At 63.6% G+C, this 25378-nt stretch carries 19 protein-coding genes; 12 read left to right on the forward strand and 7 right to left on the reverse strand.

Annotated elements, in window-relative coordinates:
- Positions 1-16 precede the first annotated feature (16 nt).
- Both J2858_RS11325 and J2858_RS11330 read right to left on the reverse strand, forming a co-directional pair.
- Positions 17-718: a hypothetical protein gene (locus J2858_RS11325; protein ID WP_210104918.1), complete on the reverse strand. Its 702-nt coding sequence runs from the start codon at positions 716-718 to the stop codon at positions 17-19.
- Between the two features lie 99 nt (positions 719-817).
- Positions 818-3148, reverse strand: coding sequence for an NADP-dependent malic enzyme (locus tag J2858_RS11330; RefSeq protein ID WP_210105227.1), 2331 nt, complete (start codon positions 3146-3148; stop codon positions 818-820).
- A gap of 224 nt (positions 3149-3372) precedes the next feature.
- Between J2858_RS11330 and J2858_RS11335 the strand changes: the two genes are divergently transcribed.
- From J2858_RS11335 to J2858_RS11365, 7 genes are all read left to right on the forward strand, one after another.
- Positions 3373-4194, forward strand: coding sequence for a UDP-2,3-diacylglucosamine diphosphatase (locus J2858_RS11335; protein WP_210104919.1), 822 nt, complete (start codon positions 3373-3375; stop codon positions 4192-4194).
- 141 nt (positions 4195-4335) lie between these two features.
- Positions 4336-5550, forward strand: coding sequence for an MFS transporter (locus tag J2858_RS11340; protein ID WP_348635479.1), 1215 nt, complete (start codon positions 4336-4338; stop codon positions 5548-5550).
- A gap of 215 nt (positions 5551-5765) precedes the next feature.
- Complete coding sequence (locus J2858_RS11345) at positions 5766-6923, forward strand: ABC transporter permease (protein ID WP_210105228.1); 1158 nt, start codon at positions 5766-5768, stop codon at positions 6921-6923.
- A 7-nt stretch (positions 6924-6930) separates the two neighbouring features.
- Complete coding sequence (locus J2858_RS11350; protein ID WP_377297962.1) at positions 6931-7770, forward strand: ABC transporter ATP-binding protein; 840 nt, start codon at positions 6931-6933, stop codon at positions 7768-7770.
- A 3-nt stretch (positions 7771-7773) separates the two neighbouring features.
- Positions 7774-9144 (forward strand): MlaD family protein, encoded by a 1371-nt coding sequence (locus tag J2858_RS11355; RefSeq protein ID WP_210104922.1) that lies wholly within the window; start codon positions 7774-7776, stop codon positions 9142-9144.
- A 34-nt stretch (positions 9145-9178) separates the two neighbouring features.
- Entirely contained in the window at positions 9179-9775 is a 597-nt protein-coding gene (locus J2858_RS11360; RefSeq protein WP_210104923.1) for an ABC-type transport auxiliary lipoprotein family protein, read from the forward strand.
- 165 nt (positions 9776-9940) lie between these two features.
- Positions 9941-10459, forward strand: a complete 519-nt coding sequence (locus J2858_RS11365; RefSeq protein ID WP_210104924.1) for a nucleoside kinase — start codon at positions 9941-9943, stop codon at positions 10457-10459.
- 134 nt (positions 10460-10593) lie between these two features.
- Here the strand turns inward: J2858_RS11365 and J2858_RS11370 are convergent, their stop codons facing one another.
- Positions 10594-17613: a hypothetical protein gene (locus tag J2858_RS11370; protein ID WP_210104925.1), complete on the reverse strand. Its 7020-nt coding sequence runs from the start codon at positions 17611-17613 to the stop codon at positions 10594-10596.
- Between the two features lie 571 nt (positions 17614-18184).
- On the opposite strand from J2858_RS11370, the gene J2858_RS11375 reads away from it, so the two are divergent.
- Positions 18185-18553: an Hpt domain-containing protein gene (locus J2858_RS11375; protein WP_210104926.1), complete on the forward strand. Its 369-nt coding sequence runs from the start codon at positions 18185-18187 to the stop codon at positions 18551-18553.
- Positions 18554-18716: 163 nt separating this feature from the next.
- A complete protein-coding gene (locus J2858_RS11380) occupies positions 18717-19037 on the forward strand; it encodes a 2Fe-2S iron-sulfur cluster-binding protein (RefSeq protein ID WP_210104927.1) in 321 nt (106 codons plus the stop codon).
- Between the two features lie 532 nt (positions 19038-19569).
- Here the strand turns inward: J2858_RS11380 and J2858_RS11385 are convergent.
- Positions 19570-20178: a DUF922 domain-containing Zn-dependent protease gene (locus tag J2858_RS11385; protein WP_377297968.1), complete on the reverse strand. Its 609-nt coding sequence runs from the start codon at positions 20176-20178 to the stop codon at positions 19570-19572.
- Between the two features lie 114 nt (positions 20179-20292).
- Between J2858_RS11385 and folP the strand changes: the two genes are divergently transcribed.
- The 3 genes from folP to folK are packed head-to-tail and all read left to right on the forward strand — an operon-like array spanning position 20293 to position 22026.
- Positions 20293-21156, forward strand: a complete 864-nt coding sequence (folP, locus tag J2858_RS11390; protein WP_348635480.1) for a dihydropteroate synthase — start codon at positions 20293-20295, stop codon at positions 21154-21156.
- Positions 21153-21518, forward strand: coding sequence for a dihydroneopterin aldolase (gene folB / locus J2858_RS11395; RefSeq protein WP_210104929.1), 366 nt, complete (start codon positions 21153-21155; stop codon positions 21516-21518). Before folP ends, folB begins: the two co-directional genes overlap by 4 nt.
- Positions 21487-22026 carry a 2-amino-4-hydroxy-6-hydroxymethyldihydropteridine diphosphokinase gene (gene folK, locus J2858_RS11400; protein WP_245365727.1) on the forward strand — a complete coding sequence of 180 codons (540 nt, stop codon included), beginning with the start codon at positions 21487-21489 and terminating at the stop codon, positions 22024-22026. Before folB ends, folK begins: the two co-directional genes overlap by 32 nt.
- Before the next feature lie 39 nt (positions 22027-22065).
- On the opposite strand, the gene J2858_RS11405 is transcribed toward folK, so the two are convergent.
- From J2858_RS11405 to J2858_RS11415, 3 genes are all read right to left on the reverse strand, one after another.
- Positions 22066-22617 carry a hypothetical protein gene (locus J2858_RS11405; RefSeq protein WP_210104930.1) on the reverse strand — a complete coding sequence of 184 codons (552 nt, stop codon included), beginning with the start codon at positions 22615-22617 and terminating at the stop codon, positions 22066-22068.
- 128 nt (positions 22618-22745) lie between these two features.
- Positions 22746-23789 (reverse strand): YcjF family protein, encoded by a 1044-nt coding sequence (locus J2858_RS11410; protein WP_210104931.1) that lies wholly within the window; start codon positions 23787-23789, stop codon positions 22746-22748.
- Positions 23790-23841: 52 nt separating this feature from the next.
- On the reverse strand, positions 23842-25317 hold the full coding sequence (locus J2858_RS11415; protein ID WP_210104932.1) for a YcjX family protein: 1476 nt from the start codon (positions 25315-25317) through the stop codon (positions 23842-23844).
- Between the last annotated feature and the right edge of the window lie 61 nt (positions 25318-25378).

Genomic DNA, 25378 nt, shown 5'->3' on the forward strand with positions numbered 1-25378 from the left:
TGTCGGATCTTGCCGCTCACTGCGTGGGCTGCGCACCCGGCATCTTGGGATGGGCCAGATCGATCTTTTCGTCTGGAAAGAACATCGGTCCCACCATGCGCACGGGTTTGGACGGATCCCAGTCGCGTTCCGGTGGCCCCTGCGGGCGCGCGGCCTGCAAGGGCTCGATCTTCGACTGCAGGCTGAGGATGGACGAGGAACCCGACAGACCTGCCCCCGGGATTGCAGAGGGCGTTGACGGCACCTGCGGCAGGACGGCGGGGCGCGGTGCGAGCCTCTCCTGCTCGACGGCGGCATAATCGATTTCACCACAGCGCAGGCTGAGCATCTCGGCGCGGATATCGTCCTCGCTGCGCTGGGGAGCCGAAACCACACTCATCTGGCCTTGCCGACGGGCAATCATGGCGCGCCGGTTGGTCTCCATGGCCGACAGGGCATCGTTGAGCGCGATGCAGGGGTCCGGCGCGCCGTTCTGAAAGGTGACGATGCTGCCGGTGCGGCAGCGCAGCTCCTGCATTTCCAGGCGGACGTTGCGGATTTCACGGTTCTGGGCCGCAAGCAACTGTGGAAAGCCGCGACCTGTGTCAGGCGCGCCGACCGTCGAGGGTGTCGCGGCAAGTTTTCGCCCAAGCGTCAGGCATCGTTCGACATTCTCCGCGGCATGCGTGACCGCAGGCACGAGGAGAAATACGGTGGTCAGCAGCGATGGAATTCGCATCGAAAGCGTCCGGCGATGGCACAGAGCCTGAGGCGGCGGAATGCCGCTTCAGGTTCAGACTGTGGTAGATCACCGCAAAATCTAGCGCACGATTTTAGTTTAGCCAGAGGTGACGGCAAAGTCCGCATGCGAGGCTTCCACCACGGCAAGCGCTGCCATGTTGACGACGCCGCGCGAGGTGACAGAGGTCGACAGGATATGCGCCGGCTGGGCCGCCCCGAGCAGGATCGGGCCGACATGCAGCGCATCCATCATGGTGCGGGCGATGCCGAGCGAGATATTGGCCGCATCGAGGTTCGGGAAGACCAGCAGATTGGCTTCGCCGACCAGGCTGCTGTCCGGCAGCGCGCGCTTGCGCAACTGCTCCGACAGCGCCGAGCCGGCCTGCATTTCACCGTCTACTTCCAGATCCGGCGCCCGCTGGCGGATGATCTGCAGGGCTGCCCGCATCTTGGTGGCGCTTTCGGAATTGCGCGAACCAAAATTCGAGTGGCAGATCAGGGCAGCCTTCGGCGTGATGCCGAAGCGGCGGATTTCCTGCGCGGCGAGCACCGTGATTTCTGCGATCTCTTCCTGCGTCGGGTTGTAGTTGACGAAGGTGTCGGTGAAGAAGACCGGCCCTTTCTGGGTGATCAGCAGGCTCAGGCTTGAAAAGGCGCACACGCCCTTCTGCTTGCCGATGATCTGGCCGACATCCTTGAGGTGGCGGTCGAAGCGACCTTCGACGCCGCAGATCAGCGCATCCGCCTCGCCACGCTTCACCGAGAGGGCGCCAATGACGGTGTTGTTGGTGCGAACGATGGTGCGGGCCGCTTCCGGATTGATGCCGGCCCGGCCGACAAGCGCGACATAATCATCGACGTAATCGCGGTAGCGCGGATCGTCTTCCGGATTGACCACGGCAAAATCGACATTCGGGCGAATACGGATGCCGAAACGCTTCAGGCGTGCCTCGATGACGGAGGGACGACCGATCAGGATCGGCACGCCGGTCTTTTCCTCAAGCAGAACCTGGGCGGCGCGCAGTACGCGCTCGTCTTCGCCTTCGGCAAAGATCACGCGGTTCTTTTCCGCCTGCTTGGCGCTGGTGAAGATCGGCTTCATCACGAAGCCCGAGCGCCAGACGAAGCGGTTCAGCTGGTCGAGATAGTGGTCGAAATCGGCGATCGGACGCGAGGCAACACCGGTTTCGGCGGCAGCCTTGGCAACCGCTGGCGCGATGCGCAGGATGAGTCGCGGATCGAACGGCGAGGGGATCAGGTAGTTCGGACCGAAGACCGGCGTTTCGTCGGCATAGGCGCGCGCGGCCACGTCAGAGATTTCCTCGCGGGCAAGGCCGGCGATCGCCTTCACCGCCGCCATCTTCATTTCTTCGTTGATCGTGGTTGCGCCGCAATCAAGCGCACCGCGGAAGATATAGGGGAAGCAGAGGACGTTGTTGACCTGGTTGGGGAAATCCGAACGGCCGGTGCAGATCATCGCATCGGGACGGGCGGCACGCGCCAGTTCCGGCATGATTTCCGGCGTCGGGTTGGCAAGCGCCATGATCAGCGGCTTTTCCGCCATCTGTTCCAGAAGTTCCGGCTTCAGCACGCCGGCGGCCGACAGGCCGAGGAAGACGTCCGCACCGGCAATCGATTCGGCAAGCACGCGCTTGTCGCTCTTCTGGGCGTAGATTTCCTTCCACGGATCCATCAGCACGTTGCGGCCGTCATAGACGAGGCCTTCGATATCGTGGACCCAGATGTTTTCGCGCCGGGCGCCGAGCGAAACGAGAAGGTTGAGACAGGCAAGCGCTGCCGCACCGGCGCCGGAGGTGACGATCTTGACGTCTGCAATCGGCTTGCCGGCGAGTTCCAGGCCGTTGAGGATGGCCGCCGCCACGATGATGGCCGTGCCATGCTGGTCGTCGTGGAAGACCGGAATGTTCATCTTCTCGCGCAACTGGCGCTCGACCTCGAAACATTCCGGCGCCTTGATGTCTTCAAGGTTGATGCCGCCGAAGGTCGGCTCCAGCGCCGAGATGGTGGACACCATGGCCTCCACCGTATCGGCGGCCACTTCGATGTCGAAGACGTCGATGGCGGCAAACTTCTTGAAGAGAACCGCCTTGCCTTCCATCACCGGCTTGGAAGCGAGCGGCCCGATATTGCCAAGGCCAAGCACGGCCGTTCCGTTCGACACGACGCCGACGAGGTTGGCACGCGCGGTATATTCGGCTGCCATGTCGGGATTGTCACGAATGGCAAGGCAGGGTGCGGCCACCCCCGGCGAATAGGCAAGCGCCAGGTCGCGCTGGTTGCCAAGCGGCTTGGTGGCGACGATTTCCAGCTTGCCGGGACGCGGATAGCGGTGGAAAAACAGTGCCTGCTCATCCAGGTCCGCCTTTGCGGTGTCCTTGTCCACAGGTGTATTGCCCTGCTGCTCCATCGCCATTCTCCTATCAGTCTTTTGTCTTGGTCTGTCTCTTACATCAAACGACGCCGGGGAACAGTAGTGAAATATCGGGGAGGATGACACAAGCCTGTGTCTCTGTTGCCGCATCTACCCGTTTGCTGGAGCGACGAGGTGCCCAGACCGCCCTGCCTGTCATGTTCCTGAAATACGAGTCTGGTTTGGACAGAGGAGGGCGGTGAGACAAAAAGGTGATCGACATGGCAGAGATACTGGAAACCAGACACTTCAGGACCTTGTTCATTTCCGATATCCACCTGGGTTCCAAGGCAGCCAAGACCGATTTCCTTCTGGACTTCCTGCGCTATCATGAAGCCGACACGATCGTTCTCGTGGGCGATGTGGTGGATGGCTGGCGGCTGAAGCGCAGCTGGTACTGGCCGCAGGGCTGCAATGACGTGGTGCAGAAACTGCTGCGCAAGGCGCGCAAGGGCACCCGCATCGTCTATATTCCCGGCAATCACGACGAATTCCTGCGCGCCTTTCCCGGCGTTCACTTCGGCGGCATCGAAGTGGCCGACCGCATGGTCCACGAGGCGGCCGACGGTCGCAAATACCTCGTGCTGCACGGCGACGAATTCGATGTGGTCGTGCGCAACATCCGCCTGCTCGCCTATCTCGGCGACTGGGCCTATGATGCGGCCATTGCCATCAATGTCGTGCTGGCCGCGGTGCGCCGGCGCCTCAATCTGCCCTACTGGTCATTTTCCGCCTGGGCCAAACTGCAGGTCAAACAGGCGGTCAATTTCATCGGCGAATTCCAGAAGGTGGTTGCCGAGGAAGCCCGCCGCAACAATGTCGATGGCGTGATCTGCGGCCATATCCATCATGCCGTGATGGAGGACATCGACGGCATCCGCTACATCAACACCGGCGACTGGGTGGAAAGCTGCACGGCGATCGTCGAACACAGGGACGGCACGTTCGAGCTGATTTCCTGGCAGCATTCCGGACAGAAGGCGGAAGCGCCGGTTCTGCTGTCGCCCCCCGTTCCGGCAAAGAGTGACATGCAGGCGGCCTGAAGCGGGGCGGCGACAAGGCTGGTGCGTCTTTGAAGGCGCGGGCGCTGCAAGCCTGTAGCGCCTCTTGCCCGTGCATGGTAAAGCGATCAAATAACTGACGATTCCCCGATCGCCGCACCCGCCGTCCGCATGGGAGCCCCCGTGGCCCAGGCTGTTTCACCGATTGCCATTCCGCGCCTGTTTCCCGTTCGCTGTGCGCTGGCCTATGGCGCGGCGCTCGGCGTCAATGGCATTCTCCTGCCGTTTTTTCCGGTCTGGCTGAAATCGCTGGCGCTCACCGACTGGCAGATCGGCCTTATCCTGTCGCTGCCGATCGTGCTGCGGGTGCTGTCGGCGCCGGTGGCCGGCTTTCTGGCCGATCGGCTGTCGGAACGCGTCCGCATCCTCCTCTTCTCCGCCATCCTCTCCATCACCACGGCGCTTCTGCTGATGGTGGTCGACGGGTTCTGGATGGTGCTCCTGGTGTTTGGTCTGCAGGGGGCAGCCTTTGCGCCGTTTACGCCGATCCTGGAAAGCATCACGGTGATGGGCGTGCGCCGCTGGGGTTATCGCTATGGCACGATCAGGGTCTGGGGCTCGATCGGCTTTGTGGTAACCACGCTTATCGCCGGCTGGGCGGTGCAGCGTTTTTCCGCATCCATCGTGCCGCTCAGTGCCGCCATCGCCTTTTCGCTGACGCTCGGCGCGGCCCTCATCGTACCGCGGCTCGGCCGTGCGGTTGCCTCTCCGGCGAAAGCGGATCCGGACAGAGGGCAGGGTGCCGCACGCCGGCGGGCGCTTCCTGTCGAGCCGGACCTCAACCTTCTGATGATCGGCTGCACGCTGGTCCAATCCACCCACGGCATGTATTACGCGTTTTCCGGCATCCATTGGCAGCAGCTTGGATTTTCCGGCTCGCAGATCGGCGTCTTATGGTCGGCGGGCGTGGTGGCGGAAATCCTGTTTTTCTTTCTCTCGGGCCTCTTTGCCCGCAAGGTTTCGCCGATTGCGCTGATGACCTTCGGCTCGGTGGTGGCCGTGCTGCGCTGGCTTCTTTTCGTCCAGCCGCTCGGCTTTGCGGCCGCCACGCTTTTGCAGTGCAGCCATGCCTTCAGCTTCGCTTTCCTGCATTTCGGCATGCAGCAGAAGATCGTCGAGAGCGTGCATGAAAGCCGGGAATCGACGGTGCAGGGGACCTATTTCTTCTATAACGGCGTGTTTCTTGCCGCCTCGACCTTCCTCTCCGGCCTGATCTACAGGGCGCTAGGCCAGAACAGCTATTACCTGATGGCGCTTGTGGCAGCCGGTGGCCTGGTGCTGACGCTGCTGGCTGCCAGACGCGCACCGTCAGCTGCCGTGGCGAAGAAATCCTGCTGATGAGCGCGGGGGACTTCAACACCCGACAGGATCGCGCCGGCACGCGCCTGTCTTGCCCTTTGGGGGACTTGCCCGGAATGCAGAAACGATCTGTGGCTTTGAGGTTACGGCCCAACCTTTTTGCCGATTGGCGGCATGGCAATTCCCACCGCTGCGGCTATATTGCGGCTCTTAACCGCGGGATCAACCGTGCGTTCGAGCAGTAACAGATGCCCATGAAGCCGAAGCCCGTCGACGACCGGTCCGCCACAATCGAAAAAGATGAAACTGCTGGCGAGGGGCAACGCTATCTCCTGTCGGGGGACTGGCGCAACCGTGGCATTGCCGGGGTCCTGAAAGATCTTTCGGCGCTGGAGCAGGAAACCGCAGGCGGCAGGCTGGAGATCGATGTCTCGGCGATCGAGCAGGTGGATACCTCGGGTGGCTGGCTCATTCGGCGGCTGATCAATGCGCGCCGCGCGCACGGCGCCGATGCCGTCGTGGTCGGGGCAAGCGAGCAGCTGAAGGAACTGCTCGACGTCATGCCGCAGGAAACGCCGGCGCCGCCTGCCAAGACCGCCGCCAATGCCTCCCTGTTTGAACGCGCATTTACGCCGCCCGGTCGTGCCGTGGTGGAACTGTGGCAGGATGCGGTGGCCGCAATGAACATCCTGGGCTCTGCCGTTGGCGGTGCACAGCTGAAGCTTGGCCGCGGCACCGGAATTTCGCCGGCCTCCGTCGTCACCCATATTGACCGGATGGGCGTGCGCGCCGTGCCGATCATCATGCTGATGTCATTTCTGATCGGCGCCATCATTGCCCAGCAGGGCGCCTTCCAGCTGCGTTATTTCGGCGCTGAACTGTTCGTCGTGGATCTCGTCGGCATCCTGCAGCTGCGCGAAATCGGCGTGCTGTTGACCGCCATCATGATTGCCGGCCGCTCCGGCAGCGCGATCACCGCCGAAATCGGCTCGATGAAGATGCGCGAGGAAATCGACGCGCTCACCGTCATCGGTCTCAATCCAGTCGGCGTCCTGGTCTTCCCGCGACTGGTGGCGCTGACCATTGCGCTGCCGCTTTTGACCATCGTGGCGAATTTTTCCGCGCTTTTTGGCGCCGCAATCGTGGTATGGCTGTATTCGGGCATCACTTTCGAGACCTTTCTCGGCCGCCTGCACGAGGCTGTCGAATATTCGTCCGTCGCGTCCGGCATGATCAAGGCGCCGTTCATGGCGCTTGCCATCGGCATCGTGTCGGCCGTCGAGGGGATGAAGGTGGGCGGTAGCGCCGAATCGCTCGGCGCCCATGTCACAGCTGCCGTGGTGAAGTCCATCTTCGTGGTCATCCTGATGGATGCGATTTTTGCAATCTTCTACTCCGCAATCGATTTTTAGGATGGGTATGGCCGTTCAGGACACTGTGATTGATGAGATCGAGCATCCGGAGCCCGGGAGCGTCATCCTGTCCGTGCGCGACCTCACGGTGGCCTTCGGATCAAAGACCGTGCTGGAAAACCTCGATCTCGATATCTATCGCGGCGAAATTCTGGGCTTTGTCGGCGCATCGGGCACCGGAAAATCGGTGCTGATGCGCACAGTTCTGCGGCTTTTGCCGCACCGGTCCGGTTCGATCAAAATCCTCGGCGTCGATTACGAGAAAGCCGACGACCGTCAGCGCATGGCGCTCGACATGCAGCTGGGCGTTCTCTTCCAGCAGGGTGCGCTGTTTTCCTCGCTGACGGTGAAGGAGAACATCCAGCTGCCGATGCGCGAATATCTCGACCTGCCGCAGGCGCTGATGGATGAACTCGCCTATCTGAAGATCGAGATGGTGGGGCTTGCCGCCGATGCGGCGGACAAATACCCGTCTGAACTCTCCGGCGGCATGATCAAGCGGGCCGCCCTTGCGCGCGCGCTGGCGCTGGATCCGGCGCTGGTCTTTCTCGATGAACCGACATCCGGCCTTGATCCGATCGGGGCCGCCGAATTCGACATGCTGATTGCAAAGCTGCGTGATACGCTGGGCCTTACCGTCTACATGGTCACCCACGACCTCGACAGCCTGTTTTCCGTCTGCGACCGCATCGCGGTGCTCGGGCAGAAGCGGGTTCTGGTGGAGGGAACGCTGGACGACATGCTGGCCTGCGACGATGCGTGGGTCCAGTCCTATTTTCGCGGAAAGCGGGCCCGGTCCATCGTCACCGACGACGGCGCAACCGGCACAGTGCCAGGAAAGTCTTAAGCCATGGAAACAAGAGCCAATTACGCCATCGTCGGTTTTTTCACCCTGCTGGTCGTGGCTGCCGCCTTCGGTTTCGTCTACTGGATGGCACAGTATGGCCGCAGCGGGCCGACGGCCGAAGTGGCGATCCGCATTCCGGGCTCGGCAAACGGGCTTTCGGTGGGCTCGGCCGTGCGCTTCAACGGTATTCCGATCGGTTCCGTGCGCAGCCTGACGATCGATCCGGAAGACCCGCGCTACTCGATCGCCTTTACCGAAGTGCAAACATCCGCGCCGATCTACCCCTCGACCAAGGCCGTGCTGGAAGTGCAGGGCCTGACGGGTGCTGCCTATATCGAAATGTCGGGCGGGCGCACGGACGAGGAAAACCTTCTGAAGACGGCGGAAGAGACTGGCCGTCCGGCCGTCCTGATTGCCGACCAGTCGAGCGTGACCAATCTTCTCGCCACCGCTGACAAGATCCTGCAGCGCGCCGATGACGCGATCGGCCAGATCCAGGGCTTCGTGACCGATGCGCGCGGACCGCTCACCCGCACCATTGAGCATGCGGAAGCCTTTACCGGCGCGCTCAGCGCCAATTCCGACGCGATCGACGACTTCCTGCGCAGCCTGTCGACGCTCTCCGTTACCTTCAATCGCGTATCGGAGCGTGTCGATTCGACGCTTGAGGCGGTAGACGGCCTGGTGCGGGCGGTGGACGCGCAGAAGATCAACAACGTCATCACCAATGCCGAAAAGGTGACCGGCGACATCGCCCAGTCCACTGGCCAGATCGGCCCGATCATGGAGCAGGTGAAGGAAGCCGCCGGCGGCTTCAACCAGGCAAGCGTCGAAGCGCAATCGGTGCTGAGGCGCGCCGACGCGCTTCTCGCCGCCGTCGATTCCTCGCAGATCGGCGCTGCCGTCAACAATATCACCGCCGCCTCCGCCGATGCGCGCGGCGCGATCTCGTCGGCCCGCCAGGTGGTCGACAACGTCTCGGCGCGCCGCGACGAAATCAACAATGCCATCCGGGACTTCACGGAAATGGCGCAGAAACTGAATCAGGCCTCCACCCGCGTCGACACCATTCTGGTGAAGGTCGATACCATGGTGAGCGGCGACGATTCCAAGGGCCTGTTTGCGGAAGCTGAAAAGACGCTGCAATCGATCCGCGCCACCGCCGACAATCTCAACGCCCGCATCGGCCCGATTGCCGACAATCTTACCCGCTTCTCCGGTACCGGCCTGCGCGACGTGCAGACGCTGGTGGGCGACACCCGCCGCGCCGTGGACAACCTCAACCAGACCATCACCAATTTCGACCAGAATCCGCAGCGGCTGATTTTCGGGGGCGATACGGTGAAGGAATATGACGGCCGTACGCGGCGCTGACGGGAGCGAGTAAAACCCAATGATGGAAACAACCATGTTCAAGCGCCCCGTGAAAGCCAGAGCCTTTCTCACCCTTCCTTTGATGGCGCTCCTTCTCGCAGGCTGCGGCAGCAAGGCGAACAATGACACGTTCGACCTGTCGCTGACGCCGATGGCCGATGCGCCGACGGCCCGCAACAAGCAGATCCTCGTGCCCGAACCGACGGCGCTGAAGTCACTCGACAGTGAGCAGGTCGTGGTGCGCGTCTCGCCCTCGGAGATCCAGTATCTGGCGGATTCGCAGTGGGGTGACCGCCTGCCGCGCATGGTGCAGTCGAAGCTCGTGCAGGCGTTTGAAAACACCGGCAAGCTGGCCGGCGTTGGAAAGCCCGGCCAGGGACTGGCCATCGATTATCAGGTGGTAACCGATATCCGCGCCTTCGAGATCAACTCCACCGGCCCGCGCACGGCCAATGTCGAGATTTCGGTAAAGATCCTCAACGACCGCAACGGCTCGGTGAAGGCCCAGAACGTCTTTCGCGCCAGCGTGCCGGTGTCGGGCGAGGGCAATACCCAGCTGATCGCCGGCATCAACCGAGCCTTTGCCAAGGTCGGCGCCGACATCGTCGACTGGACGCTGCGCTCGCTCTGACGCGCGCTTTCGAAAGGACTGTTTGGGCGGGCACGCGGGCATTGTCCGTGGCTCGCATAGGATCCTGTCGTCATCGCGGATCAGGACCGGATATCGGCGCTGTCTTGCTGATGTCATGACAGCTGCCTAGAGGACGCCATCTTCCTCTCGGCAAAGGTGGCTCAAATGGCAATCAGGAACATCCTGATCGAAGGCGGTTCCGGGACCGGCAAGACCACGATTGCGACAGAACTGGAGCGCCGCGGCTATCACGCCATCCACGGCGATCGGGTGCTGGCCTATCAGGGCGATCCTCAAACGGGCGAGAGGATTTCGGCTGCCGTGGCTCTCCGCCACCGGCACGATCCCGACTTCATCTCGAGGCACCACATCTGGGATGTGGCAAGGGTGGAGGCCCTGATCGCCGACCGGACCATCCCGATCACCTTCTTTTGCGGCGGCTCGCGCAACTTTTTCCGCTTCATCCACCGCTTCGACGCTGTCTTGGTGCTCGAGATCGATCTTCTGACGCTAGAGCGCCGTCTGGACAGCCGGCAGGATGAATGGGGTTCAAAGCCTGCGGAACGCGCCCTCATCCTGCGCCAGCACGCAAGCCGCGCCGACATCCCCTCCAATGCCACGCCAATCGATGCGACCCGTCCGATTGCGGATGTCGTTGACGATATTCTTCTGCGCTGCGGCTGAAGAAGCACCACCGGGGTGATGCAGGGCGGCACGCTGCATCGGGGCGGAGGGGCGCCGCGTCATCCCATGTCAAACAAAAAAGCCGCGGGACGCCTTATCCCGCGGCTTCCGATGTCCTGCCTGCCTGCCGCCGCTTAGCTGAAGCGGCCGGCGGCGTGGGCGAGCATGGTGTAGACCTTGCCCGTATCCGACGTCAGGTAGCTTTGGGTCACGCTGCGGTCGCGGTCGGTACGGGCAACGTCGGCGAGCAGCTTTTCGAAATCGGCGATGTAGCGATCGACGGCGGTGCGGAATTCCGGCTCGCGGTCGTACTTGCGCTTGATGTCGTCAAACGTCTGCTGGCCCTTCAGCGTGTAGAGGCGGCGGGTGAAGACGTCGCGTTCACCGCGCTGGTAGCGGCGCCACAGATCGACCGAGGCATCGTGATCGATGGCGCGGGCAATATCGACCGACAGCGAGTTCAGCGATTCTACCATGTGGCGCGGATTGCGGCTGTCGCCGGCGCGGGTCTGCGTTTCGGCCGGCCGTGCAGCCTGCTGACGGGCGGGGGCAGCCGCCTCCGTCTCGTCGCGCGAGGCACCGCGCAGGAGATCGCTGATCCATCCGCCACCTTCGCCGCGCTGGGCCGGTTCCGCCGCGCGGGGAGCAACGGCCGGGGCGCGTTCCGTCGGCAGCGCGCCACGAAGACCGCCGGCAAAGCTTTCGCCACGGGCAGCGGGTGCCGCCTGCGGGAGCGGCTGGCGGGCCGGCTGGGCGGCGGCGGGCAGCGGGGTTGCCGGTGCCCGCATCGTCTGCGGAGCCTGCGTCTGGGCGACAGGTCGGGGAGCGGGCTGCGGCGCTGCCGTCCGTGGTGCCGTTGCCTCGGAAATTTCCAGCGTCTGCGCCGAGCGGCCGACGAGGGCGGAAATGTCCTGCAAGGCCTTGATCTGTTCGGCGACGGCCCGGCGCATGGCGGACGCGCTTTCCTTGGCCTCTTCCGGCAGGTCGAAGGCGCCGCGCTTCAGTTCCGAACGGGTATCGTCCAGTTCCTTGCGGATTTCGCTTGCCGAGCGACGGATCTCGTCGGTTGCGTCGGCAAAGCGGCCAATGGCTTCCTCGACCGACTTGCGCAAGGTATTGCGCAGGTGGTCGGCGGCCTGGTCGGATTTTCCGGCGGCTTCGGCCAGCATGCGCTCGACATCCGACAGCGAACCGGCAATGCCGCCGCGCATGCGCTCGGCCAGACCCCGGGCGCGCTGTTCGGCGTCGGCAATCGTGCCTTCGAGCGCGCGGCTGGCTTCCTGGCTGGCCCCTTTCAGGGCCGCCCGCATGCCGTCTGCCGTCTGCTCGGCACGGTCTTGCGTCTGCGAAAGCTGCTGGTCGATGTCGGCGAGCGACCCGGTCAGGTGTTCGCGCAGCAGGGTGCCCATTTCCAAAGAGCGTTCGCCGGCGCGCTGGAAGGCGCCATCGACGACACCCGACAGGTTGCGCATATTGGCTTCGATTTCCTCCGAGCGCTTGACGAGCCCGACCGACAGCGCACGCAGCGCATCCTGGCGTTCAGCAAGCGTGCTGGCAAGGTTCGACTGAGCAGCGCCGAGGAGCGAGGACGCCTGATTGAGCACGGAGGTATATTCGTCAAAGCGACCGACGATGCCGCCGACCTGCGACAGGGTTTCTCCGGAAATCTGGCTGAGGCGGTCGACATTGTTTTCGAGAAGCCGGCTGGAGCTCGACACCATGTCGGCCGCCCGCGTGCTGGCATCGGTAAAGCGGGACGCAGTCTGCTCAAGACGCTGGTCGGCCTGGCCGAGCTTTTCGGCCGCCTGGGCAACCGAGAGGCCGATGTCGCGCGCGGCATGCTCGACAAGGGTTGCAATGCCCGAATTGCTGTCTTCCAGGCGCGTGATCAGATCGTTGACGCTGGTGGCAAGGCTGTGTTCGCTGTTGCGGATCGTTCCGGCCGCCTGCTGCGTGCGCTCGGAAATGGCGGCCAGCGTTTCATTGGTGCGCGAGGAGATTGCCTCGACGAGCGAGCCGTTTTCCGTGCGCAGGCGCTGTGCATTCTGCTCTGCCGCTGCAATGAGACGTTCCGCGCTGTCGCTCGCCGCCGCGGCAAGACGTTCCGCGGCGGTGCGACCGGTTTCGGCATACTGTTCGACCACCGGACGGGCTTTCTCGTCGATGAGGCGCGACAGTTCCGCCGAGCGGGCCGAGAGCATGGAGTTCAGATCGCGGGAGCGGGTGTCGAGGCTCGAACGGATCGCTTCGCCGCGTGCTTCAAGCGCCTTGTCGACGGCTTCAAGCGCGGCATTGAGATCGCCGGTGGTTTCGCTCAGTGCAGCGCGCAGGCTGTCGCTGCGGGTGGCAACCGTCTGGTCGACGGACTTCAGCGTCTCCTCGATGCTGCCGGCGGTCTGCGCCAGCGAAGAGCGGATGGCAGAGCCACGGTCCTCGAGCGTGCGCTCGGCTTCGCCCAGCGCCTCGGTGATCCCGCCAATCTGACGCTGTACCACCGTTTCGGCTTCCGAAACCTTGTGCATGATCGAATTGCCGGCCTCGGAGAAGGCCTGGGCGACAGCTGCCGCCTGACCGGCCAGCCGGTTCTGCGTTTCGCTGACGCGGCCGGCAATCTCGTTGGAGCGCTCTTCCAGCGCACGGGCAAAGTCCTGGTGGCGCTGGTCCACGGTTTCGGCAAACTTCGCGCCGGCCGTGTTCAGGGTCTCGGCGGAGCGCATGGCTTCGCTGTCAAATTCCTGGGCGGCCGTGGTGACGGCATCGCGCAGCGAAGTGGCAAGCGCCGAAGCCTTGCCCTCGATGGTGCGGCTGACATTGTCGAGGCCCATGGTGATGGCGCGGTCCATGGTGGACAGACGCTCATCGACGCGGGCGGTGCCGGCCTCGAAGCTGCCGGAAATGCGGTCGGTTGCTTCCGCGCTCAGCCGTTCGAACGCAGTGGTACCCTGGGTGAGGGTGTCTGTGATGCGCGCGACGCTTTCGGTATTGACCCGTTCCAGCTCGGCGGTGCGTTCGGCGAGCGTCTGCGACAGGCTCATGCCGACGCCTTCCACCATGCCGGATACATTGCCGATCTGGTTGCGGATGCGGTCCTCGAGCCCGACGAAGGTATCCTCGATACGGTGACCGGTCCGGTCGAGCGTCGCCGACACGCCACCGACGGTTTCCTCGACGCGGCTGGAGAACTGGTCGGCCGATGCGGTAATGTCGCGGGCAGCGTCGCCCAGCCGGTCGGCGATATTGCCGGCGGTGTCGCGCAGGCGTGTCTCCAGCTCGATGCCGGCGGTGTCGATGACGCCGCGCAGGGCGTCCTGCTGGTTTTCCAGCGACATTTCCAGCATGCCGGTGCTGGTCGCAATCGTGGTGCCAAGCGAGGTCGCCTGGTCGAGCAGGAGATCGCTCAACTGTGCCTGCGCATCGGTGAGCGTGGCCGACAGCGTCTCGGTGCCACCGGCGAGCGTTGCGCGCATGCGCTCGTGGCCAGTGTCGACCGTATCGGACAGACGCTGGCTTCCGGTATCCATCAGGTCGGCGAAGCGCTGCTGGCCGGAACCGATCACCCCCTCGACGCGACCGATACCCTGGCCGAGCGTTTCCTCGAAGCGCTGCGTGCTGTCGGCAAGGCTTGTTCCGATACGCTCTGCCGCGCCACCGATGGTGCGGTCGATCGCATCATGCCCGATGACGATGGTGCGCGCGAGTTCGGCATGGCGGCTTTCCAGCGTCTGGTCGAGACGCTGCTGGTTCTCGCCATAGGTCGCGCGCAGCGTTTCGGTGCGGGTTGCAAAACTGTCGGCGATGCGCTGATCGGCCTGTTCAACCGTTGCCATGAGCGCTGCGGCCTTCTCGTCGACAAGGCTCGACAGCCGGTCTTCGCTGAGCGAGATCGTGGCGCTGAGCGCCATCGTGTGATCATCGAGCACTTCGCCCAGGCGGTTGCCGGCGCTGTTCACCATGTCGCCGAATTCGTTGACGCGACGGCCGAGATCGGCATCGATGCGCTGATGACCTTCGGACAGCGTGCGCGACATCGTCTCCGACAGGTTGGAAAGGCGGTCCTCGCTGAGCGAGATCGTGGTGCTGAGCGCCATGGCCTGATCGTCGAGCATGTCGCCGAGGCGCGTGCCGGCACCGCTGACCATCTCGCCAAATTCGTTGACGCGGCGGCCAAGATCGCTGTCGATGCGCTGGTGCCCGTCGGACAGCGTCTGCGCCATCGTGTCGATGCGGCTGTCGAGGAGACTGGACAGGCGCTCCGGTGCGCCGGCGACCGTCTGTTCGATGGCGTCGGCCTTTTCCACGATGACCGACTGGAAGCGCTCATGTCCGGCTTCGAGCGACTGGATCAGCGAGACCGACCGGTCCGTCAGCCGCTCTTCGAAACGGCCCTGGCTTTCGGCAAGGGCATTGGCGAGCTGGCTGCTGCGTTCGCTCAGAACCGCATCCATGCGCTCATGCGCCTGGCCGAGGCTGCCGGTGATTTCGGCGGTGCGCTCGCTCAGAGTGCCGGACATGGCGGCATGGCGGCCATCGAGACCTTCGATCAGGTCCTGGGCGTGGGTATCGAAGCTTTCGATAAAGATGCTGCTGCGAATTTCCAGATCGTCGTTGAAATCGCGGCTGCGCTGCTCGAACCCTTCGGTCAGCTGGCGGGTGCGCTCGTCCATCGTGTCGGTGAATTCGCGCGTCGTCTGCTCGATGGCGCCGGAGATCTGGCGGCTGCGCTGGTCAAGGCTCTCCGCAAGCGTCTGCGCGCGGGCACCCAGCGTTTCGTCGAGAGCGGTTGTGCGGGCGTCGAGATCGTCCACAAGGCCGCGGCTGCGCTGGTCGATGCTGTTGGTGAGAGAGCGGACGCGCACGCCAAGCGCTTCGTCAAGCGCCGTGCTGCGGGTATCGAGATCCTCGACAAGGCTGCGGCTGCGCTGATCGAGACTTTCGGTGAGGATGCGGGCACGGGTATCGAGGCTTTCGTCCAGCGTGCGGCTGCGGCTGTCCAGATCCTCGATCAGGATGCGGCTGCGGTTGTCGAGGCTTTCGTCGAGCACGCGGGCGCGGGCGTCAAAACCTTCGGTGAGCTGGCGGGTGCGCGCATCCATCGTGTCGGCAAGCGAGCGCGCCCGTTCGTCCAGATTGTCGGCGATCGTGCGGGCGTGCCCGCCGAGCGTCTCATCGAGCGTGCGGCTGCGGCTGTCGATGCTTTCTTCAAACCCGCGGGCACGGGTGTCGAAGCCTTCGGTGAGCTCACGGGTGCGCGCATCCATGGTCTCGGCAAGCGCACGGGTGCGTTCATCAAGCGTATCGGAGATCACGCGGCTGCGGCCGTCGAGATCCTCGACAAGGCGGCTGCTGCGGCTGTCGAGGCCTTCGTTGAGGACGCGGTTGCGCTCTTCGAGCTCTGCCGTCAGGCGGCGGGTGCGGCTGTCCAGCACCTCGCCCAACTGGCTGGTGTTGGTTTCCAGCGTGTTTTCGAGAATTTCCTGGCTGGTGCCGAGGGTGGTTGCAAGCGTCAGCGAATGGTCGGTGAAGGCCGAGCCGATGCGTTCGATGCTGGTCGATAAAATGCCTTCCAGCGCATCGGAGCCGCCCGAAACCGTATCGCGGATGCTGGACAGGCTTTCGGTCAGCTTCGAACCGAGCGTGCCAGCGCGCTGGTCAAACGCCGTGGTGAATTCTTCCAGACCCGTATCGAAGGTCGCGCTGAGCTGGCCGATGGTGCCCTGCAGGCGTTCTTCGAAGAGGCCGGTGCGCAGCTCGAAATCCATGACGGTGTCATCGGCGGCGTTCTGCAGCGTCTGGCGGAAGCTCGCGCCCTTGTCGTCCAGCGAGCGGTTGAGCGTGCTGAGCACAGTGCCAAGCGAGCTGGTGATGGTGCGCTCGCCATCGGTCAACGTCTCGTTGATTTCGCGGGTGCGCGCCAGAAGCGTCTCGTTGAGAAGGCGGGTGCGCTCGTTGAGCGCGGCATTCAGCTTGTCGGTGCTGGCGTCGAGCGTCGAGGCGCGGGTTTCGAACTGGCCGAGGATCTCGTTGCCGCGCTGAGAGAGCGTCGAGCCGAGCTGCTCCAGGCGCGTGTCGAATTCGATGGCAAGCGAGGAGCCGGACGCGGTGAGGGCCTCGATCAGGCCGTCGGTCTTGGCAGACAGGAGCGAACCGAGCGCATCGCCGGCCGCATTGGTCTTGGCCATCAGGACGGCGGCGCGGGTGTCGATCATCGAGGCAAAAGCCTCGCCGGATGTGGCCAGCCGCACGGCGATTTCTTCGGTCGCGAGCGACAGCTCTTCCTTCATGTTCTCGTGCACGCCCACGATGGAGCTGCGGATGCGCTCGGCATGGTTGACGATGGCATCGCGCTCCGAACCCAGTTCATGCACGAGGCCGCGCACGCGCATTTCGTTGTCGGCGTAGCTGCGCTCCAGCGCATTGACCTCGGAATGGACGAGCGTTTCCAGTTCGGTGGCGCGCGCAATGGTGCGCTCGATACCTTCGTTCATCGCCGAAACTTCGCGGCGCACGGCCTGGCCGACGCTCATGATCCGTTCCGACGCGATGGTTTCCGGCTCCGACAGGCGAAGCGCGACTTCGGCCATGGAGCGGGCGGCATTGCGCAGATCCTGGGCGCGCGCCATCATGATGGCGAAGGCGAAGAACAGCATGACCGGCACAAGCACGCCGATGAAGACGGCAACGACGCCGGGCATGGCGACGAGATCGGCAACGGAGGAGACACGCCAGATCTGCCCGCCATAGAGCAGCTGGGCAAGGCCCGCGCCGCCAATGGCCCAGAGCAGCGAGACGATACCGGCGTTGCGCAGAGAAGAGCGCATCGAACCGCCGTCGAGCGACCGCAGGATCGCCGGCGTGCTGCGGCGTCCGCTGTCATTGGCAGGCTCAAAGCTTGGCGATTTCGGCGCGCTCGGCTCCGGCGGCACCGCCGGGCGGCTCGCCTCCGGCGGACGGGCGCGCGGAGCGGAAGACTGGCCGGATGACGGGGTTGCGCGCTGCGTCGGCGTTTCTGGCACCTTGATGGCCTCCCGGGCAGGGGGAACGGGCTTTTTCGGCGCTGCCGGCTGCATCGCTTCCTCGAAGTCGATCTTCAGCGCGTCTTCCAGCGCCTGAAACGCCGTTTCGTCGATCGACTCGTTGTTCGGATTCTTCGCCATGCGGTTACGCCTCGTTACCATACTCGTCCGGCTGATCGTGGGTCCCACCCTGCCGCGTGAGGCGAAACTCTCGATCCGGCCGTACCGGGAAACGCACCGGACATACAGCCGGCGAGGTTACCCGTTCACTATCAACCCGGAGAGCCTTCTGTCGCAAAGACGTCATAAGAAAGGCTTGTCCGGCTCCAGAACCGGCTTCGGGCGCATTGCCCACACCAGTTTCAGTCGTACTGTAGTGGCACATTCGCTATCCAGACACAATTCGGGCCAATGGCGCGGTCTGGACGCATTGCCTTTGTTAACAGATTTTAAACGGCAATTTAACGAGTTTTCTCTTGCTTTCGTGTGGCTTACGGGAAATTAACCATACGGGAAGAAAATTCGCCGCGAATGCGCCGGAATTTAACCGGATAGCGAACTGTCCCCGGCAGGGTCGGGGACCGGATGCACGGCTCGGGGACACGACCCCGGCTGAGACGCATCCTGCAAGACAGGGAGCCGACTGCCTGGTGCTGCGCGCTTGCAGCAAAGGCCCGTCTGTTCCATATGGCAACAGAGGATGGACCGGTTCATGACCGCGGTCAGTATTGCTTTCGACATGCCCGATAACGGAAACAACAGCCACTCCAGCGAATCCCGTCCGATCGACTTCGCCCATCTTGCGGTGCAGACGATGGGCGACAAGGAGCTGGAAGCGGAAGTGCTGCATCTGTTTGCCCGTCAGGCGCGGGCAGCACTTCAGGAAATGGCGGGCGGGGCGAATGAAGAGGTGGTTGCCGCAGCCCACCGGCTGCGCAGCGCCGCCAATGCGGTGGGCGCGTTTGCGGTGGCTGCGGCAGCGTTTGCCGTGGAGACCGATCCGGACAATGCCGCCGCCCGCGTCGGCGTTGCCGCAACCGTGATCGAGGCGGAAAACTTCATCCTGAAACTGTCGCGTTAACAGGACCGGGCAACAGAAGCGGGCAGGGTGGGCACACCATCTCCTGCGCTCATTCGGCTCCGCGCCGGCGAAGGTGTCTGTTAAAACGGGTCAAAACGTTGACTGATGCGGCGATTTGTCGGAAGACAACGCCGTTTTTGAGTTCAGTTTGCAAGGACCCGCCATGACGCAACTCACCATCGTCGCCTTCGACGGAACGCGCTTCGACATCAATGCGGAGCCCGGCTCCACCGTGATGGAAAATGCCGTCCGCAATTCCGTCCCCGGCATCGATGCCGAATGTGGCGGCGCCTGTGCCTGTGCCACCTGTCATGTCTATGTCGATGATGCCTGGACGGCAGCCGTCGGCGGCCCGGCACCCATGGAAGAGGACATGCTCGATTTCGCCTTCGACGTGCGCCCCACGTCCAGACTTTCCTGTCAGATCAAGATCACCGACGCGCTCGACGGGCTGGTGGTCAATGTGCCCGAGCGCCAGGGCTGAACGCGCGTCAGGGCTGACCAGGCGCCATAGCCTCTGGGACGAAACGAAAAAAGACGCCCCGCTCGCGCAAGAGCTGCGAGCGAGGCGAAGGCGGGCGCATCACTGTCGAGCGAGGGAGGGACCGCTTACAGCTTGTCGATACGCCAGGAGAACACCGGAAAAACATCGAAATTTCAAAGGCCAGTCTATTCAGCTTCCAGCCTGTGCTGGCATGCATGCGATATGCGCCTGTCACTGCATCGGTGGCGCCAGGCGCCGGGCCGGTCCGAGGGGCGGTCACCGTTGTCGGATGCGCCGCCACGCCAGCGACAACGGTGACCGAACTTCAGGGAACCTCGTATCGTCCAGCCCCCTCAGTGATTTTGACTATATAAGGTTTCCGGCACATACGATACTGGAAGAAATAACCAGTTATTCACCACAGGTTGCGCAAGCCCCACGCAAGCCTCGAGGCCGGCCCGGACGCGGGTCAGGACGGATCGAACGGCGCCAGCCTGTTTCCGGCGGAAAATCGTCTTGATGTTTGAAGAGCTTACTCTGTTGCACCGGTGCGGTGCTTGAGAAGGCGCATCATGCGCGCCTCGAAATTCTTCGCCTCGACCATGTCGAATCGCAGCTGCTCTGCGTCATGGGCGTCGATCTCACGCCGGCTGGTGTCGCCGACCTGCCTTTCCAGCACTGCGCAGCTTCGCTGAGACGGTAGCGCGCGCAGCGCCTGCTCCAGGGTGCGGGCATGCTGGCGGGCGATTTCCGCGTGGCGCTCCTCGTGCCGCTTGATATCGGCCGACAGCGTGTCCCAGATCAATGCGAGCGAGGGATCGGAGCGCTGGCGGTTCTTCCAGCGGGGCAGGGTGATGCGGGTCGACAGCGTGACGTTGACATCGCCGATCGAACAGCGTCCCTCGCTTTCGTGATAGGTTATATCGCCGCCGAACTTGATCTCCGTGGCACCGGGGTGGCGAAAGCCGGTCGCCCCGGTCAAGGGCCCGCGCCGCGACAGTTCGGCATCGAGATCTTCGGCGGTGCGGCCGCTGATGGAGAAATACGAATAGGTCTTGGTGATCTGCGCCGCATCGCTTGGCATGACGGGAACGACGAGAAAGACCAGGCATGCCTTCAGAGACAGGGTGCGATGGCGCATTGAAGACATTCTGGTGCCTGTGTCATTGAGTTTGGAGAGAGCTTGGGGCATAGGCCTTTGCATCGCAACAGATGCTTTGCGAAATTATTCGCAAGCGACGGGATTGGCTTTCACGTGACATCGGGCGGCAACACCATCTGGCAGGTTGGCGGCGGGCGTTCGCTGACACTTGGCACGCAGGGCCACCTGATGGCCATCATCAATGTCACGCCCGATTCGTTTTCCGATGGCGGCCGGCATCTGTCGGTAGAGGCGGCGGTGCGCCATGCGCTCGCCTGCGTCGAGGCCGGCGCCTCTCTTCTCGACATCGGTGGCGAATCGACCCGTCCGGGGGCCGAGCCGGTCGAACCGGCCGAGGAGCAGGCGCGCGTGCTTCCCGTCATCGAAGCGCTCTCGGGCCAGACCGATGCGCTGATCTCCATCGACACTTATCGTGCCGAGACGGCGCGCCTTGCTATCGCTGCCGGTGCCCATATCGTCAACGACGTCTACGGGCTGCGGCATGATGCGCAGATGACGAAGGTGGTGGCCGATACCGGCGCCGGTCTCGTGATGATGCATACCGGGCGCGGGCGCGAGGAAGACAAGCGCGCCGACGTGGTGGAGGACCAGCTGTGGTTCTTTGAAAACGCGCTGAAGACGGCCGAAGAGGCCGGCATCGCGCGCGAAACCATCGTGCTCGATCCAGGCTTCGGCTTTGCCAAGAACCGTACGGAAGATTTTGCGCTGATGGCCCGCTTTGAGGAATTGCAGGCGCTGCGATTCCCGTTCCTCATCGGCACCTCGCGCAAGCGGTTCATCGGCAGCGCCACCGGGCGTGAACAGCCAAGCGATCGTGATGTTGGCACCGCCGCGACCACGGCGCTCCTGCGGCTCGCCGGGGCTTCGATTTTTCGCGTGCATGACGTGGCAACCAACCGGGATGCCCTGCGCATCGCAGATGCGGTGCTTGCCGCGCGACGGGAGACAGACGTGTGAGTGTTTATACCATCACCCTGAAGAACTGCGCCTTTTATGCGCGCCACGGCGCCTTGCAGGAGGAGGCCGTTCTCGGACAGCGTTTCTTCGTCGATGCCGAGTTCGAGCTGCCGGCAGGACGGGCCCTCAGCGACGACGATCTGAGCGCCACCATGCATTACGGCCATGCCTTCGAGGTGATCGAAAAGGTGGTGACCACGACACGCCGCGCCCTGATCGAAGCGCTCGCTCATGACGTGGCGCTCGCACTCTGCGACACATTCCCGATGATCCGGCGGGTTGCCATTACCGTTCGCAAGCCGAGCGTTCCGATCGTCGGCATTCTCGATCATGTGGAGGTGCGTGTTGAGCATCGCCCCTGACACAGAATCGCCTGTGCTTTCAGCCATCGGCCTTGGTGGCAATCTCGGCCATCCGCGCCAGAACATGGCAAATGCTCTTCGCGAGTTCGATGCGAGACAGGATTGCCGCGTGCGGGCGGTGTCCCGCCTCTACCGCACGCCGCCCTGGGGCAAGACCGATCAGGCGGACTTTTTCAATAGCTGTGCGCTCATCGAAACGCAGCTTGCGCCGGAAGCGCTGCTTGATCTCTGTCTGTCGATCGAGCGGGGGATGAAGCGGGTGCGCATCGAGCGCTGGGGGCCGCGCACCATCGATATCGACGTGCTGACTTACGGTGACCGGGAGATCCATGTGGAGGGGCTGGACGTGCCGCATCCCCGCATGGTGGAACGCGCCTTCGTTCTCCTGCCGCTGTCCGAGATTGCGGCGACCATGACGGTTGCCGGCAAGACCGTTGCCGCCTGGGCGGCACTCTCCGATGCGACGGGAATAGAGGTGGCGGACGACAGTTCAGACTGGTGGCGCTGAGCGCATTTTTTCCGCGCGCAGCGTTCTGGTGTGTGGCTATTATTCGATAGAGCCGACGGCCAATTGATCCATGTCGCGCGTCAGCGATAGGCCGATCACCGGCACCATGGTTTCTTCCACCTTCACCGAAATGGTGATGTTCATCGAATTGCTGTCCTGCATGCGGGCAACCATGGCGCCGTTCAGCTTGGCGCGGTTGATGCCAAGCACGATCTTGTCGCCATTGATGGCGCCGGACACGATGTCGAGACCCTTGCCATCGGCACCATCGAGAAACTTGCCGGTATAGCTGCCGCCCGTCTGGGAGATGACCGCCGACATCGGCTGCTTGAAGACGCCGACGCGGCAGATGCCGTCGAGTTTCAAGCCGGCATCGCTGTCGGTGGAAGGCTCGCCCGTCAGATTGCAGGTGAACTTGGTGCCCTTGTACTTGCCAGCAACGATTTCACCCGGACCTTTCCAGGCGCCGGCGGCACTTTCGAAGAAGGCCTTGTCGCGCGGGCCCGCGGCGGCCGTATTCATCGTCGCCAGAAGGGCGACGGAGATGGCGGCAAAAAACCCACCTTTGAGGGAAGAGATGCGCGAGACCATAAAACTTTCCTTGGGCGAGCAGCGTCCTGAACAAGGTGATTTTATATCGCGAATGGTTAACGAGCGGTTTATTTAAGGTATTTGCGGGCAGGCTGCGGTGTGTGCCGGCCAGCCTTCCGCCGGCCTGTTCAGGAGCGATTGCCGGTCGCGGTGATATCGGAGAGGAAATCGCCGATGCCGGGACGCTTCAGCGCGCTGAAAGGCAGGGGTCGGCAAAGATCCATGGCGGCGATGCCGATTCGCGCCGTGAGCAGCCCGTTGATGACGCCTTCGCCAAGCCGGCTCGACAGTTTTGCCGCAAGCCCATGCCCCAGCACCTGCTGGGCAATACCGTCGCCGACGGCAATCGATCCGGTGACGGCAAGGTGCGCAACGACGTCACGCAACAGGCGCAGCAGGCCGATTGTGCCCGGACGTCCGCCGTAAAGCTCGGCCATGGCGCGCACTAGGCGGGTGACCTCGAAGAGGACATAGGCGAGATCCACTACCGCGCGCGGGCTGATGGCGGTGACCACCGATGTCCGCTTGGAGGCGCCGAGGATCAGTGCGCGGGCGCGGATATCGAGCGGTCCCAAAAGCTCGCGCTCGGCAAACTCGATCAATTGCGGCCCGTCGATGATATCGTCTTCCGTTGCCTTCAGCGCAGCGCGTCCCCGCGCGGTTTCCGCCCGGTGGGACAGCACCGTTTCCAGCCGCGCCACCAGCGCGCGGGCAGCCTTGGCGCCCGGCGCCTTCAGTGCCTCCTGCGCCTGCGCTTTCAGGGATTGCACCGCCGAAAGCCGCATGAGGCCAAAGATTTCTCGCCCCACGACGACGGCAAGCGCCAGCACGGCCACGGCAAGCACCGCAACGGCCGTATAGCCCAACCAATCGGCCCGCGAAAACAGATCGCGCACCACCTGATCGGCCCAGAGCCAGAAGGCGAGCGACAGGAAGGTGCCAAGCGCGCCAAGCGCAAGCTTGCCCCAGGAGAATCGGCGCTTGCGTGGCACCGCGACCTCGAGTGCCACCGCATCGAGCGCCTGCGGCGTCACGAACGGATCCTCCTCGTCGGGCGTTACGGTAAACCCGTCGTCGAAACTGCGCGGCGCGCGGGGCGTCTGTGGCCTGTCTTCCGGCAGAACGAAGGCGCCGGGGCGCCGCGGCGGGACGGGGTGCAATGGGTCGCTCATCGGCGGTTCCTTGCGGCTTTATTCACACAATCAGCGGCTTGCCGGTCTCTTCTCATGCAAGCCTGTCTCCGATCAGGAACTGCAGGGCGCGATCGAGACGGATATGCGGCACGGACAGCTGGATGCCGCCCGTGTTTTCCTCGACGGAGGGCGGGCGAAACCGCACGATATTGATCGGCGGCGGCGCGCCCTCTTCAGGACTTGCCGGAGGTTCCTTGAAAAACGAATCCGGTTTGACCGGCAAGTCACCGGGAAAGATCGCGGTTTTGCGATTGCCGTCAAAAATCTCGCCATTGATTTTCTCGCCGGCCATCGGGGTTCCGGTGATCACCGGCAACGACTCGCCATCCTGACGCACGGTCGCCTCGCGGGTGGCGCGCACCGAGGCGATGGCCATCACGTCGATGCCGGCACCTGCCATGCCGATGCGCTCGACCGCCCGGTCGACCAGCCGACGCGTCAGGGCCTCCAGCCGGTCATGGCTTTCGTGATGCAGGTGATCGGCCTTGGTGGCGGCGACCAGCACCTTGTCGATCCGCCGTCCGAGCAGTGACGACAGAAGGGAATTGCTGCCGGGCCGGAAGCAGGCCAGCACATCCGACAGCGCCCGTTCCAGATCCTGCACGGCTTCGGGTCCGCGGTTCAGCGCCTGCAGCGCGTCGATGAGCACGATCTGCCGGTCGAGACGGGCAAAGTGTTCGCGGAAGAACGGTTTCACCACCACGGACTTATAGGCCTCGAAACGGCGCTCCATCATGGCGCCGAGCGTGCCCTTCTCGAAGCGGGTTTCACCGAGGTTGGGAAGCGGCGTAAAGGTGAGCGCCGGCGAGCCATCGAGATCGCCCGGCATCAGGAAACGGCCGGGGGGAAGCGTCGACAGCGAGCGTTCGTCGGACTTGCAGGCCTTGAGGTAGGCTGCAAAGGCCTCCGCCAGACGCCGCGCCGTCATCTCGTCGGCGGGCGCTGCCGGATCGACGCTTTCAGCCAGCGCCATCCAGTCCTTCGCCAGTTCGTGACGAATGCCGCCACGTGCCAGCTCCACGGTCTTGTTGGAAAACGTGCGGTAATCCTGGCCGAGCAGCGGCAGGTCGAGAAGCCACTCACCGGGATAATCGACGAGGTCGATCGACAGTTTTCCGGCGGAAAAGAAACGGCCCCAGCCGGACGCGCTCTGGAACTGCAGCGTTAGGCGCAGTTCGGAAATGGCACGGGTCGAATCGGGCCAGACGCGCTCGCGCACCAGCGCCTGGATGTGATCCTCGTACTGGAAGCGCGGAATGGCATCGTCCGGCTGTGGCTCCAGACGCACCGATGACAATCTGCCGGAGCGGGCCGCCTCAAAAAGCGGCAGGCGACCGCCATGCAGCAGATTGTGCACGAGCGAGGAAATGAACACCGTCTTGCCTGCCCGCGACAGGCCGGTGACGCCAAGCCGGACTGTCGGATGAACGAGGCCGCTTGCCCGGTCGGCAAGATTGTCCAGCGCAATCAGCGCGTCGTCGCGAAAAGAGGTGAGGGATGTGGCCAAGGCAGGAACCCGTTGATGCTTCGTGTTTCGCATATAGGCATCCCGGCCCGCGTATAAAGGG

The organism is Neorhizobium galegae, assembly GCF_017877135.1.
Lineage (GTDB): Bacteria > Pseudomonadota > Alphaproteobacteria > Rhizobiales > Rhizobiaceae > Neorhizobium > Neorhizobium galegae_A.